This is a genomic window from aff. Roholtiella sp. LEGE 12411, from assembly GCF_015206995.1.
Lineage (GTDB): Bacteria > Cyanobacteriota > Cyanobacteriia > Cyanobacteriales > Nostocaceae > Komarekiella.
This window is the reverse complement of record NZ_JADEXR010000035.1, coordinates 35252-47858: the sequence shown is the minus strand read 5'-3', so window position 1 is coordinate 47858 and position 12607 is coordinate 35252. Positions and strand designations below refer to the sequence as shown.

Annotated in this window: 16 protein-coding genes and 2 pseudogenes; 1 reads left to right on the top strand and 17 read right to left on the bottom strand. The window is 48.4% G+C overall.

The genetic code is table 11. The features are described from left to right. Positions 1-106: 106 nt before the first annotated feature. The 16 genes and pseudogenes from IQ246_RS10755 to IQ246_RS10685 form a co-directional block, all read right to left on the bottom strand. Positions 107-460 carry a nuclear transport factor 2 family protein gene (locus IQ246_RS10755; protein ID WP_194002790.1) on the bottom strand — a complete coding sequence of 118 codons (354 nt, stop codon included), beginning with the start codon at positions 458-460 and terminating at the stop codon, positions 107-109. Positions 461-532: 72 nt separating this feature from the next. Further along, positions 533-820 (bottom strand): hypothetical protein, encoded by a 288-nt coding sequence (locus IQ246_RS10750; protein ID WP_163927108.1) that lies wholly within the window; start codon positions 818-820, stop codon positions 533-535. Between the two features lie 17 nt (positions 821-837). Further along, positions 838-1275, bottom strand: a complete 438-nt coding sequence (locus tag IQ246_RS10745; RefSeq protein ID WP_194002788.1) for a peptidoglycan-binding protein — start codon at positions 1273-1275, stop codon at positions 838-840. 75 nt (positions 1276-1350) lie between these two features. Further along, positions 1351-1728 carry a hypothetical protein gene (locus IQ246_RS10740; protein WP_194002786.1) on the bottom strand — a complete coding sequence of 126 codons (378 nt, stop codon included), beginning with the start codon at positions 1726-1728 and terminating at the stop codon, positions 1351-1353. 20 nt (positions 1729-1748) lie between these two features. Further along, positions 1749-2036, bottom strand: a complete 288-nt coding sequence (locus IQ246_RS10735; RefSeq protein WP_194002784.1) for a hypothetical protein — start codon at positions 2034-2036, stop codon at positions 1749-1751. 128 nt (positions 2037-2164) lie between these two features. Continuing rightward, positions 2165-2956, bottom strand: coding sequence for a CPBP family intramembrane glutamic endopeptidase (locus tag IQ246_RS10730; protein ID WP_194002782.1), 792 nt, complete (start codon positions 2954-2956; stop codon positions 2165-2167). A 28-nt stretch (positions 2957-2984) separates the two neighbouring features. Continuing rightward, positions 2985-3722 (bottom strand): CPBP family intramembrane glutamic endopeptidase, encoded by a 738-nt coding sequence (locus tag IQ246_RS10725; RefSeq protein ID WP_194002780.1) that lies wholly within the window; start codon positions 3720-3722, stop codon positions 2985-2987. A 60-nt stretch (positions 3723-3782) separates the two neighbouring features. Continuing rightward, positions 3783-4739, bottom strand: coding sequence for a CPBP family intramembrane glutamic endopeptidase (locus IQ246_RS10720; protein ID WP_194002778.1), 957 nt, complete (start codon positions 4737-4739; stop codon positions 3783-3785). 121 nt (positions 4740-4860) lie between these two features. Continuing rightward, positions 4861-5820 carry a CPBP family intramembrane glutamic endopeptidase gene (locus IQ246_RS10715; protein ID WP_194002776.1) on the bottom strand — a complete coding sequence of 320 codons (960 nt, stop codon included), beginning with the start codon at positions 5818-5820 and terminating at the stop codon, positions 4861-4863. A 41-nt stretch (positions 5821-5861) separates the two neighbouring features. Further along, positions 5862-5951 (bottom strand): AraC family transcriptional regulator, encoded by a 90-nt coding sequence (locus IQ246_RS31265; protein ID WP_339379239.1) that lies wholly within the window; start codon positions 5949-5951, stop codon positions 5862-5864. Positions 5952-6032: 81 nt separating this feature from the next. Beyond that, positions 6033-7541, bottom strand: coding sequence for an NAD(P)/FAD-dependent oxidoreductase (locus IQ246_RS10705; protein ID WP_194002775.1), 1509 nt, complete (start codon positions 7539-7541; stop codon positions 6033-6035). An 82-nt stretch (positions 7542-7623) separates the two neighbouring features. Beyond that, positions 7624-7713, bottom strand: a complete 90-nt coding sequence (locus IQ246_RS31260; protein WP_339379238.1) for an AraC family transcriptional regulator — start codon at positions 7711-7713, stop codon at positions 7624-7626. Between the two features lie 115 nt (positions 7714-7828). Then, positions 7829-7921, bottom strand: a pseudogene (locus IQ246_RS31255) (helix-turn-helix transcriptional regulator); the annotation flags it as partial. 57 nt (positions 7922-7978) lie between these two features. Next, positions 7979-8536, bottom strand: coding sequence for a DsbA family protein (locus IQ246_RS10695; RefSeq protein ID WP_194002773.1), 558 nt, complete (start codon positions 8534-8536; stop codon positions 7979-7981). A gap of 221 nt (positions 8537-8757) precedes the next feature. Further along, positions 8758-9381: a response regulator transcription factor gene (locus IQ246_RS10690; RefSeq protein ID WP_194002771.1), complete on the bottom strand. Its 624-nt coding sequence runs from the start codon at positions 9379-9381 to the stop codon at positions 8758-8760. After that, positions 9378-11747: a PAS domain S-box protein gene (locus IQ246_RS10685; protein WP_208492114.1), complete on the bottom strand. Its 2370-nt coding sequence runs from the start codon at positions 11745-11747 to the stop codon at positions 9378-9380. Before IQ246_RS10685 ends, IQ246_RS10690 begins: the two co-directional genes overlap by 4 nt. Positions 11748-11866: 119 nt before the next feature. Between IQ246_RS10685 and IQ246_RS10680 the strand changes: the two are divergent. Beyond that, positions 11867-12277: pseudogene (locus tag IQ246_RS10680) on the top strand (transposase); the annotation flags it as partial. Positions 12278-12390: 113 nt separating this feature from the next. Here IQ246_RS10680 and IQ246_RS10675 read toward each other — a convergent pair. Continuing rightward, a complete protein-coding gene (locus IQ246_RS10675) occupies positions 12391-12594 on the bottom strand; it encodes a hypothetical protein (RefSeq protein ID WP_194002769.1) in 204 nt (67 codons plus the stop codon). Between the last annotated feature and the right edge of the window lie 13 nt (positions 12595-12607).

Sequence of the window (12607 nt, the reverse complement as noted above, 5' to 3'; positions counted from 1 at the left end):
AAACAAAGTCGGGATAGGGCATTGCCACGACTCTAAACGGACGCAGAGACGGGATAAGACTACTCCGGTAGCATCTGTCAACGAAGCGTCAAGAATCACCTCGCCTTCAGGCAGGTGAGTATGTCAAGAAAGCCCTTAATTCGACAATCCTGCTGCCGCGAAAGCGCCAGATGTCGCAGTACGAGTAATGAGTCGTCTTCCCGTCTTCGTCCTTCATTGTGATGTCGCCGAGTGCCGTAATAAAATCACCTTCAGCGATTAAGTTAGCGACCATAAAATTTGGCGGCTCTACGTATGTCGTTGCCATCCATTGGCGAACGGCTTCTTTTCCGTTGAGGGTTTTGTCTCCTACAAACGTCCATTGCGTGTCGTCGGTGCAGAACACCAAGAATCCTTCATTGTTGCCTTGGGCGATCGCCGCGTTTGCCGCTTCTAAAATTGCTTTATTGTTCTCTGACATCTGAATCTCTCCTCTGTTCAAAGCAACAAAGTGGTGTGAGTTGTTATGCTGTTGCCCCTAACTGGTTTACTTCTAGGGACTGGTAAACGGCTTACATTGAATCGCCTTCACATTTCGCAGATAGTCCAACTGTGGCTCGAAGTCAGTCGGACAGAAGACATAAACATTGTCCTGCGACCGGCTAATGACTAAACGGTAGCTGGGTGGAATCCCTTCAGAACTTTCGATCACTTCGATTCTGGGAATCACTTGTGAACTGACTTGAGCCAGGGATGGAAAATTGAACAGTAGGAGTACGCCGAACAGAATTGTGATTGCGATTGTGGTTGTGATTTTGGTTGAAAGAATCTTTCGGTTCATTAGAAATCTTCTGTGGCTTATGGTTGTGTAATGTTCTGTTGTTTCCAGGGAAGCGGGGATCGATAGGGGTTTTCGTGCATATCCAGGACTTCCCAGGTGGTTGGATTGACTCGCCCTGTAACTGGGATTCTGTATCGTTGCTGTAAATCTCGTATTGCAGAAGCTGTGACCGCACCAAAGATGCCATCGACGAGCGCCTCTCTTGGATTGCCTAACCTCACACCTGCGGCTCCTAAAAAGCCATTGTCTTGAAGGATGCGCTGTAACAATTGCACGTTTGTGCCGCGATCACCTTGGCGTAAGGTAGGTAAGGTTAAATCAGTGTAGGCAGTGGCGATCAGAATGGGGGAGGTTTGTTGTGGAGGAATGCTGTGGGCGATCGCGGGATGAGTGAGTGAACCTCCGAGCAATCCTGTAGCGATCGTTATTAATCTGAAAATGGTTTGAAGTTTCATGATTGTCCTCCTGATGGATCAGTTCTAGTTAGCATCAATTTCGTGTCGGAGTTATTACTCCATCTAATTTAGACACTAATGTTCAGAATTCACTTGCCATGTAATCACAATGAGTTCTACAAACGGTAAGACAACTATTAGCCGCCAAAACGCTCCTAAAATGGCTTCCATCGTCCAGTTCTGACTCTGAACCTCCCAGATCATCCAAACAATATAGTATCCAATCACCAACCAGGGTAGAATTACCGGTGAATTCCGTCTGCGATAGAAGCGGATCGTCCTCTCGCGCCAAAATGGGAAGGTGCTGAGGAGACAAAAAATGTAGGAGGTTCCTGCACTGATGAACAAGCTTCTTTGAAGATCCGAAGGCAGGTTTGGGTATCCAAGTGCGATCGCACTCAGGCAAACTCCCAGCGCGAGGTACAGGAAAGTAAACAAGGTAAATCGTTTCATTATTTCTTCTCCGGTGAAGCTTATTCTCTGTACCACACACGCACACATTGAAAGCATTTGATTGCAAGACCCTGACTGATCATCACTGGGTGGAAAGCATTACTGGTCGTCACTCCGTAGACATCATCACTTGTGCCTTCAATCCGATCGGGTAAAACAACAGTTTCAACATTGATCACCTGTATCGTTGTATTTTCAATCCACTGATTTACAGCACTCACAACCTCAGAGAAGGATTCATAATCGGAAGCTCCGCCGAAGGGTCCCCGTTCAGTAATCCGAGGCGCAAAATCTTTGTACTGAATCATTTGATTTACCACCTTAAAACTGTAGAGTTGAGCATCAATTCAAGTAGTGGGCATCGCCCACCATTTTTAAAACCTTTCACGGTAAAGCTTTGTGGGCAGTGCTAGCCCTACGATATCTATTCCAAAACTTAAGCCAACCTTGCCAGTAAACCGCTAAGAACAGAGGTAAAAGCATGAACGCTGATATGGGCTAACATTGCAGCCTCTAGCGAATATTGCCAAAAGAGCCAGCCAAACGCAATCCCCGCAATCCCATTCAGTAACAACGCCCGAATAATCACAACTGGAGTGAGGGGAACGATCGCAGCAGTCGCTGGCAGGTGTAGTAGTCCAAATACCAACGCGGCTACAAAGATCGCACCCTGGTAAATCCCTTGGCTTGGCAACGTAACGCCTTGTTTTAGCCCTTTCCACGCGATCCAAACAAGCAGCGACATTAAACCCCAGCGCATCAAAATTTCCTCAGTGATGCCGCCATAGAACATTGCTGTGAGCAAATTCAACCAACTTGGCTCTGTATTATTGGCTGCCCGTAGCGCTTCAGGTAGGACAGGTTGCATCAATTGATCGATCAACAAGAGAACGATCGCCGCCGCTGCACCCACACCCAAGCTCCACTTCATCTCAACGGCAAAAGATGGAGACTTAGCGGTGTGAAACACCCAATGATCAATCAAATGGGAGCTTAATCCAACACGATAGGCACAACCAATTCCGACCAGAATGCTGATTGCCAGTAGAATTGAATACTGTAGTCCTTGCAGAAGCATTAAAATCCACAATGGAGGCACTTTTTCCAGTATTTCTGGAGACAGTTTCGCTAACTGTTGCTCGACTAAAGGAATAGACGCGATCGTGAACATGACAATGCCCACACTGCCCAATATAAATAAAATCCCAAATTGTTTCAGAGTTGCCATTAGTTTAACCTCCAGATGATCCGTCTTATCAGTTCATACCAGTAGCTACCATCACCGGAATTGTGGGCAGGTTGAAAACAATATGAACGACGAGACCGGGCCAGATCGAGCCGCTACGACGGAAGACCTCAGAGGTAGCGAGACCGGCCACAATGGCCGCCGGAAAGACAATGTTAATACCGTGCATGAGGGCGAAGATCACGGTGCTGCCCACCACCCCAGCGAACGAGCCATAGCGCAGCAGCGCGTTGGTGACGATGCCGCGATAGAGCAGTTCCTCGCCGAAGGGTGAGAAGACGGAGATCAATACTGTGGACAAAACCAGAGACAGTAACCCGCCGCGACCACCCTCTGCGTAAACATCCTGGACATTGTCCGTGTCTCCGGTGATCTGGATCCAGGCCATGATCGCCAGACCCTTGAGCACAAAGGCAACCAGCCCTACGCCAACACTGGTCAGAAGCCAGCGACTGGAGGTTCGGCGTACACCGAAGGCGCTCAGGGAACGGATCCGCAGCCGCGCGGCTGCCGTGAACGCGATGAGGGTGGCGACGCCGGTCCATGCAGCCAAGATCAGGCCGTGGATCACGGGGTCAAGACCGAGTTGCTTGAACAGCGAGACGCCTCCGAACCCTACGATTAAATAGACGACGAGTCCGACGATAATCTCGGGCCAGCCCGGACGGGAGGTCTTGCTAGGCCGAGCCGATGACGCGGAAGGGGGCTTTCCCGACTCCCGCAGGTGATTTGAAGAAACACGAGGCATGATAATTGACTCCTTTTATCGGGTTGCTGACTTCAGTTGCTGATGGGTTCGGGATCGGGGTCACCAACGACCCTTCTGGTGGCTCTGGGAAACGGATTGGGGCGACTCCTGCTTGAACACCCCGTAGGCGATCGCCAGAAACACGGGTATTGCAACCAGCACTGATAGCGCCCCGTAGGTCGCGTGATATTCGCTGATTGTGAACAGAGCGGGTGAGGGCAAGGCACTTCCAGTGATGTTGAACAGGAGTACCCCGCCGATGTTGTTCGCGAAGTGTACGCCGATGGCGAGTTCGGTGGTTCCATCAATCAACGAGACCACAGTCCACACCAGACCCGGAACGAGGAAGTAGCTAAAAAAGACCGTGATCCAGCCGCCCGCGATCGCCTCTGGGTTGAGGAGGTGCGGCAGGGTGAATATCACGGCTGACGCGATCGCCAGAAAGACGGGGTTCGTCCAGACGAGGCTCGTGCCCTGCACAATGTATCCGCGAAAGAAAAGCTCCTCAGTAGTCGTCTGGATCGCAGTGATGACCAGTGCGATCGGGACGAAAAGTGCGAACGTTAAGAGGTCGGAGTTAAAGGAGAAGGTATCTGGGTAGAACAGATATTGCCCTAGCCCACCTATGAGGCAGTACGGCACGAACCACGCCACGAACCCATGACCGACCCGATGCCAGTCTATCCGCTCCCGCGCCGTGACGAGCGTCCGGGGGTGGCGGCGGTGGACGAGGCAGACAGCGATAAGGACTCCCGCGAGGAAGAACAGAAAACTCGCCATGACAAACAGGTAGTATTCCACAAGCCCGAGCGCCGAGGGATCTGCCTGTCCGCCGAGCGCGAACGCGACGAGTACGCTGGCACCACTACCGACAACCAACCACGCAAAGAGAATGATCATCAGTCCCAGAACATATCGCCACCCCCGATGTTTGCCCCACCGAGCAGCATCCATGTAAGTCGCGTCTTTCACTTCCGTTCGGATTCCCTGATGTCCTTTGATTGCTTTGAGCCTCATCTTTGTCTCCTTTACTCATGTATGTAGTGCTTAGATTGTGTAGTGCTTGGATCTGACCGCTGGTTGCCTTTGCGATTGTTTTCAAGGTTCGATGGGATTGCCGACGACCATTGCGATCGCTCTAAGAAACGGGTTCCGATGCCTTGTCGCGTTTGAACACCCGGAAAACGATCACCAGGAAGACGGGAATCAGCACGAGAGATGTGAAGTCGTAAAATCTCGCATGATACTCGCTGATACTGAACAGGGCTGGCGTAGTGAAGAAGCTTCCAGACCAGTTGAACAAGAGAAAGTACGCGAGGTTGTTGGCGAAGTGCGCGCCGATCGCAAGCTCGGTGGTGCCGTCGATCAATGAAACGACCGCATACAAAAGACCCGTGCCGACGAAGTAGCCGAGGAACATCCCGATCCAGCCACCCTCCTGTGACTCCGGGTTGGTGGCGTGCGGCAGGGTGAATATCACAGCCGACACGATCGCCAGAAACACGCGATTAGACCAGATCAGGCTCGCGCCCTGTACGATGTACCCGCGAAAGAAAAGCTCCTCGGTGGTCGTCTGGATCGCAGTGATGACTAGTGCGATCGGCACGAAGAGCACAAACGTCTTGAGATCGGAGTTGAAGGAGAAGCTATTGGGATAGAGGAAGTACTGCCCCAACCCGCCGAGCAGCACCCAGGGCACGAACCCAGCCACGAAGCCGTGACCGATGCGAGTCCAACTAATCTTCTCCCGCGCCGTGACGAGCGTCCGGGGATGACGCTGGTGGATGAGGGAGACGGCAATGAGAATTCCCGCAAGGAACACCGGAAAACCTGCCATGACCACGACGAAGCCCCCTACGGAACCGAACGCGGCGTAATCTAGCCGACTGAGTGCTGCGACACCCTCCTTGCCACCGAGCGCTAGCGCGACGATCGCGCTAACGAAGTTGGCGGCGACCATCCATGCAAAGAGGATGATCGTCAGCCCCAGAAGATACCGCCACCACTGATACTTACCCCACCTGGCAGCCTCTACGTAAGTCACGTCTTTCACTTCCGTTCCGATTCCCTGCTTTCCTTGGATTGCTTTGATCCTCATCTTTGTCTCCTTTACTCGTGCGTGTATGTAGTGCTTGGAAGTTAGCGAACCTGTTTTGGGGTCATGCCAGTGAGGCGCTTAAGCTGTTGGGTCAGATGGCTTTGACTGGAGAAACCGACTTGTAAAGCAATGTCTGCGGTTTGCGTTGGCGCAGCCTCTCGTAGAGAAGCAAGTTCCCCTGCGGGTAATCGCTAAATCTGTTTTCGATAGCATCAATTTCGTTGTAAAAGCAGCGCTACGATGCTTAAAAGTCCGATGAAACTTATCCAACCCATCAAAGAGAGAATGCGGGATGTGCGTTGCTCGTTCAACCAAAGCGATCGATATGAATATTGAGGATCGCGAACCAAAAAAGCGATCGGTAGACTAATAAAGGGTAGAAATTTGCTCAATCCCAAGCGGATCACAGATCTCATGAACCAAAGTTTTGTCCGCAGTGGAGCTTGATTATACTGCCAGGGAGCAGCAATTTGAACCAGGCGAACCAGTGCTTCACTATTGGGCGATCGCACCACTTCGTAAGCAGCCAACGATCGCGTCAGATCGTCTTCGTTTTCCGTCAGTAATTGATTCAAGACAAACACATCCTCTAAAGCAGCATTCACACCCTGTCCGATATCGGGAGGAAAGCAATGAGCAGCATCACCAAGGAGCAGAACACCGGATGTAGTCGTTTCGTTGAATTCTCTTTCTGCGGGACGTGGTAAGAGATAATGCAGCCCAGAACAAAACTGCGGCATTGGGAAAGTTCCCCCGTCGCTCTGGGCAAATCGATCGGCTTCTTGGGGCGATATGACCTGACGTAGCGGCAGTTGGGGAAAGGCATGTTCAAGAAAATTCAGTACGTCTTCACCAGTTTGCAATTGCCAGAGTTGATGATCTGCCCAATTGATTAACATTGCAGGTCGATGCGTGTTTGGATCTTTAATGGGCAGTAGCCCCAGCGACAGTGCGCGTCGTCGTTCTCGAAATTTCCCTCGGATTGCATAAGACTGAGTCGATACAGCATGTTTTTCCCCTTCAGCATCTAGGGGAAAATTGGGTGGTAGGCGTAACACCTTATATCGCAAGCCAGAACTTGGAGAAGGAAGTTTTTGAACTTCAAATTTGCTGGAGTTGTCCCAGGTGTTGAGCGTTGAGCGAACGACTGATTGAAGACCATCACAACCCATTAGAAGCGTTGGCTGAAATCGTTCTGTGAGCGAGGAATTTTCACGTTCAACCATAACCTCCAGCGATTCTGTTTCATGTTCGATCGTTTTGTTGATAGCGACACAGCGACTGTTGAACAATACGGTAATCTGATGGCTCCAATGTTGTTCAATTTCTTGATACAGTAGTTGCAAAAACGCGCTGCGGAATACCCAGTAGGCAGATTTTGGATCATTAAACGACTGTTGTAGTGTTTTGCGATCGCCGTTGGGCTGGATGCGAGTAATCTGGAATTCTGTTGCTGGAACACTGATCTTTGATAATGGCTCGGTTAAACCTAGTAGATCTGTAAATTGCTGACCACGAGCATCAATTAAGTAGTTAAATGACTTGTCTGGCTCATGGTCATCTGCTGTCATTCGTCTCTCTAGAACTGTAATTTCAGTCCAGCCTCGTTTAGCTAACATTAGCGCGGATGCTAGTCCTGCGGGTCCACCTCCGACAATGAGAACATTGCGACGAGAGGCGGAAGATTGGATCGGTTGGTGGTGAACATTTTGAACAGCCATTCGTTCTCTCCTATAGGCTCTGCTATCTACAATTCTTTGTGACTAAGCGATCAATATGGCAGTTTACTGGATTATTAGGTCGCTAGCGAACTTGCTTGGGGGTCATCCCAGTAAACCGCTTGAAGTGTTCCGTTAAATGGCTCTGGCTGGAGAAGCCGACTTGTAGAGCGATGTCCGCGGTAAGCGTTGGCGCAGCCTCTCGTAGAGAAGCTATCCCGAAGGGTTATCGCTAAATCCGTTTTCGACAGCATCAATTTCGCCCGTCTCACTCGCTGTTGAATCACATACTGGCGTGGAGAAATCTCGGTCGCTTGTTTGAATGCAGTGGCAAAGTAAGTCGGGCTAAGATTAAGAATCTCTGCAAGTTCAGCCAGTGACAAGTCTCGATCGAGGTGAGTATAAATATCACTAACAAACAAGTCAGATATGAATAGAGCTTAGTGACTTGCAGCAACAATAGCTGTCATCAACTCTGCCATTTTCCAGCGTCCGGCATATCGAATGTTATTGATAAATAGGGCTGGAGCAGCTGTTATTCCACTCTTGCATCCACTTTCGATATCTTCATTGATGCGATCGACATGTACTTGTTTAGACAACTCTTTGAGAAACTGAGGAATATCAAGCCCTAAATCGTTGGCGTACTCGACAAGATAACCATTCTCCAACCTTCTGTTATGGGCAAATAAAGTATCGTGCATTGACCAAAACCGTCCTTGAGTAGCAGCGGCTTCAGCCGCTTGGGCGGACCGTTGAGCATGAGGATGAATCTGTGCTTGCGGAAAATGACGGAAGATAAAGCATAAAGAATTCTCTTTGAAAGAAGCACTCAGCTCTGGTTTGAGCGATTTAATCAGCTTGTAAACGTCCGCACTTTTAGAGCATTGATAGTCTCCATACATCACCAGCACGACCTTGGCACTCAGCACACCTTGCATCCAATCCTTGGTTGAAGGCGGTACAAGCAAGGAACTGTAGCTACGATCGTTGTTCATTTTTCTACATTTGCGTCAAGGATGGAACCTTGCAATTTACTTGCTCAATCCATTGACTGTATGACTGTTTGCATAAACTCAATATAGGAGATCGCTTTCAAGCCGTCGTCTACAGTAAGTTAAAACTTTTATAGTACAAATTGATAGAGTAACGCTGCCATCGCAGAGTAGAAGACTGGCTATAACTTAAGTTAGAATCAGAAGTCGCTCGAAAGTACATCCTACAAATTGACAATGCCGCGTTTAACGGCAACAATCACAGCCTGAGTGCGATCGCTGACATCTAACTTATTCAGAATGCGATTGACATGAGATTTAACCGTGCCTTCACCAATACTCAAAGCAGTCGCAATATCGGCATTACTCATCCCCTGTGCCAGTGAGTGGAGTACTTCTAGTTCTCGTTCACTCAGTTCTGGATTGCTGAGGCGCTGTACCAACTTTGCTCCTACATCAGGCGGAATATACTTCTGACCCCGATGAACGGTACGAATCGCATTCAGAAGCTCGTCAGGTTCAGTTTCTTTCAACAGATATCCTTTTGCGCCTGCCTGCAATCCCCGATAAATATCTTCGTCACTATCATACGTGGTCAGTACAATAATCCGGGCAGATTTAGCAGTAGCACAAATTGCACCGATGGCGGCAACTCCTTCCACTTCAGGCATTCGCAGATCCATGAGCGTGACATCCGGTTGGTGTTCCTCAAATAGAGCGATCGCCTGTTCCCCATTTTCGGCTTGGGCAATCACCTGCATATCTGGGTCACGGTTAATAATCGTGGCTAATCCTTGCCGAAAAATAGCATGATCGTCTGCAATGAGAACCCGAATGGCTTGGCTCATTGTGATGCCTCCCGATCGACGGTAACAATCATCTCTGTACCTTCTCCAGGTTGACTCCGAATCGTGAGTTGTGCACCGATGCGCTCTGCTCGTTCGCTCATGCCTAGTAAGCCAAAACCCTCAGAGGCTGGAATACTCCCAACTCCAAAGCCCTGTCCATTGTCTTGCACGCGCAAACAAAACTGATCGCGATCGTATCCTAGCTTCACTCGAATTTCATCAGCATTGGCGTGTCGAATCGCATTGGTTAAGGCTTCCTGCCCCATGCGCAATAGATTACTCTCGACTTCAGTCGGTAAAGAATACACTGCACCCTCGATCTCATAATATAAAGTGGTATCCATTGCGGCAGTTCTGAGTTGAGCAACCAGACGATGTAAAGCGCTCTGTAAACTGCCTTCCTCCAAAAGCTGAGGACGCAGCGCAACGACCGATCGCCGCGCTTCAGTCAGTCCTGTTCGTGCCAATTCTTTGATCAGGTCTAGGTGTGCCTGAGTTGCTTCTGAATCATCCGTTAGCACCTGTTTTGCCGCTCCCACCTGAGCCAGAATGCCCGTAAACGCCTGAGCGAGTGTGTCGTGAATTTCGCGTGCCATGCGGTTACGTTCTTCCAAAATCGAGGCTGCTTCCGCTCGCTTTTGCGGCGTAATATCTCGCGCTATCCAAATCACCTGCTCATGCTGAATCGGGGCAATGCGAGCCGAAAACCAGATTTCTCGTCCAGCTATCCATTGGCTGTATTCAACGGTGAGAACTTGTTGGGTTCTCAGCACCTGCTGAATGTAACTCAAGAATTCATCAGCTTCTTCCTGAGCATAGAGTTGATGCAGTGTTCTGCCAATATACTCCTTCCGGTGCAACTCTCCATAGGACGGATTTCCTTGAATCGCACAGATCAATTGCCCCTCAGCATTGAAGATACATATTGGATCAGGGATGGCTGAAAAGAGCGCCCGTAGTTCTGCTTCAGAGGCTTGCAACGCGACTTCTGCTGATACGCGATCGCTAATATCCGCAATCACCCCTTCGATGTAGTCATCGGCTGCATTCAGATAAGAAGAGAAAAGTCCCCAAAACACTGTCCCATCTCGTTTTCGCATCTGTGCTTCATAGCTTCGCACTTCCCCATCCCGCTTCATCACCTCAATGCCTTGTTGGCGATCGCTGGGATTGACCCAATAGCCTATAGTGTGTTCAATTCCAATAATCTCTTGGGGTGAATCAAAGCCAAACAGATCGGCAAAGCGTTGATTGGCATTGAGAATTAAGCCATCATAGGTGCGGGTTCGGTAGATACCAACCTGTGAGTTTTCAAAGATAGCTCGGAACTTGGCTTCACTGCGTTGTAATGCCTCTTCTACTTGTTTGCGCTGGGTGGTGTCGTTGCCAACCGATAAGATTTCAACGACATCTCCCTGTTCATTGAAGATGGCTTGATTCGACCAAACAACCCAAACTCGCCGACCGTCTCGACACAGGTTTTCACCCTCGCCTTGCGGGTACGATTGAGGATTACGAAGTAAATCATGGACAAAGGGTCTCACATCGCGTCCAGAAAGTTCGGCTTCTGGAATGATGGTTTCAAATAAGCTCCGCCCTAAAATCTGATGTTCTTCATAGCCAAGAAGTTTTACCCCATAATCGTTGATGTAGCGAATCCGTCCTTGCGGATCATAGCGAATGATGACGGAATTCGCGGTTTGTAGCAGGTTGCGATAATTTGCTTCACTTTGTCTCAATGCGGCTTCGGTTTGTTGACGTTCCGCGATCTCCTGCTGCAAGGCTTGAGTTTGTTCTTCTACTTTCCGTTCCAGTGTTTCGGCATAGTCTTCTAACTGTTCATACAGTCGAGCATTTTCTAGTGAAATTGCTGCCTGAGCCATCAACAGTTTAAGGACTTGCAAGCGATCTCTAGTAAACACTCCAGTGCTGAGATTGTTCTCCAGATAAAGGATGCCGATAAGCTGATTTTGCTTGAGAATTGGCATACAAAGGAGCGATCGCGTCTGTTGGTGTTGAATGTAAGGATCAGTTGAAAAAGATGGTTCGCTGACTGCATCATCAAACACCAAAGTTTCAGATGTGCGTTCTACCGAGTGAATGACGCAGACAGGAATCGTTGCACAGTCGGCAGCAGCAAACTTTTCTAGGTTACACTGTCTACTTCCCCTACATTGAGCCACCACAGTGAGTTGATCCTCTTCCAGGAGAACCAGACTGCCAGTTTCGGCTCCTGCATTTTCGATTACCACCTGCATCAACGTGGCAATCAATTGATCGATATGGATCATTCCAGGCAGAGTAATCATTGAACTCTCCCCCGACGAAGGACTGTCAGCCGTCTCCCAAAGTATATCGCTTGCCAAACTCCAGAAAATTAAGCTTCTGGGTGAATTTTCTGAAGGTTTTTTTTCCAATGACTACATTTTTGTGGTAGCGGAAGGTCAAATTCCAGGCGACCCTGACGGTAAGGGACTTCCAAGGAATAAATTACTCAACAAAAATCATAAGGGACTTCCAAGCAATAAAATCACCAAGTACCTTAAATCGTCTTGAACACTGTCCAGAAGATGTTTCAAATAGAGCCGATAGTCGATATCATCGAATTGAACATGATGCAGAAGCAATAGAAAAACTGCTAGTTGAAATATTTTTAGAATCCTCTCAGAAACCACCACGACAGATAATTTTAGATTTAGATGTTACTGATAATTTAGTACACGGTAATCAAGATAAATCTTTCTTCAACCCTTACTATAAAGGGTGTTGTTATGCTCCATTCTATATTTTTTGTGGCAAACATTTATTAGTATCAAAACTACGTGCTTCAAATGTAGACCCGGCAGAAGAGGCATTGCCAGAATTACAACGAGTAATTAAACTAATACGTGAACGTTAAAGTATTGCCCACGAGGTGATATGGAGAATCGTTTCAAGGAACAAAAACTACAGATGAAAAGTTTTACCTTGATTTATCCTGCTCATTCATCTAACTTAATGATGTATCAATTAAATCATCTTAAAGTTTGCTCGTCCAAGTGTTTTTTTCTCGCTTGTGAGAAATCCGGGTAAAGCCGAGCCTGCTAATCTGGTTCCCCTTGGTACTAGCCAAACTAGCATTAAAATAAAATAAACTATTGCCAAAAGTAAATAAATAATTCCAATTAATCCGGCTACATTTAATCCAAAATTAACTTGAGCTAAAATCATCATTGATTAAAAATCT

Bases quoted from the DNA above. Each gene is read 5' to 3' on its own strand.
- IQ246_RS10690 (WP_194002771.1), bottom strand. From the start codon at position 9,381: ATGAGCCAAGCCATTCGGGTTCTCATTGCAGACGATCATGCTATTTTT.
- IQ246_RS10715 (WP_194002776.1), bottom strand. From the start codon at position 5,820: ATGAGGATCAAAGCAATCCAAGGAAAGCAGGGAATCGGAACGGAAGTG.
- IQ246_RS10695 (WP_194002773.1), bottom strand. From the start codon at position 8,536: ATGAACAACGATCGTAGCTACAGTTCCTTGCTTGTACCGCCTTCAACC.
- IQ246_RS10720 (WP_194002778.1), bottom strand. From the start codon at position 4,739: ATGAGGCTCAAAGCAATCAAAGGACATCAGGGAATCCGAACGGAAGTG.
- IQ246_RS10735 (WP_194002784.1), bottom strand. From the start codon at position 2,036: ATGATTCAGTACAAAGATTTTGCGCCTCGGATTACTGAACGGGGACCC.
- IQ246_RS10730 (WP_194002782.1), bottom strand. From the start codon at position 2,956: ATGGCAACTCTGAAACAATTTGGGATTTTATTTATATTGGGCAGTGTG.
- IQ246_RS10705 (WP_194002775.1), bottom strand. From the start codon at position 7,541: ATGGCTGTTCAAAATGTTCACCACCAACCGATCCAATCTTCCGCCTCT.
- IQ246_RS10740 (WP_194002786.1), bottom strand. From the start codon at position 1,728: ATGAAACGATTTACCTTGTTTACTTTCCTGTACCTCGCGCTGGGAGTT.
- IQ246_RS10750 (WP_163927108.1), bottom strand. From the start codon at position 820: ATGAACCGAAAGATTCTTTCAACCAAAATCACAACCACAATCGCAATC.
- IQ246_RS10755 (WP_194002790.1), bottom strand. From the start codon at position 460: ATGTCAGAGAACAATAAAGCAATTTTAGAAGCGGCAAACGCGGCGATC.
- IQ246_RS10725 (WP_194002780.1), bottom strand. From the start codon at position 3,722: ATGCCTCGTGTTTCTTCAAATCACCTGCGGGAGTCGGGAAAGCCCCCT.
- IQ246_RS10745 (WP_194002788.1), bottom strand. From the start codon at position 1,275: ATGAAACTTCAAACCATTTTCAGATTAATAACGATCGCTACAGGATTG.
- IQ246_RS10675 (WP_194002769.1), bottom strand. From the start codon at position 12,594: ATGATGATTTTAGCTCAAGTTAATTTTGGATTAAATGTAGCCGGATTA.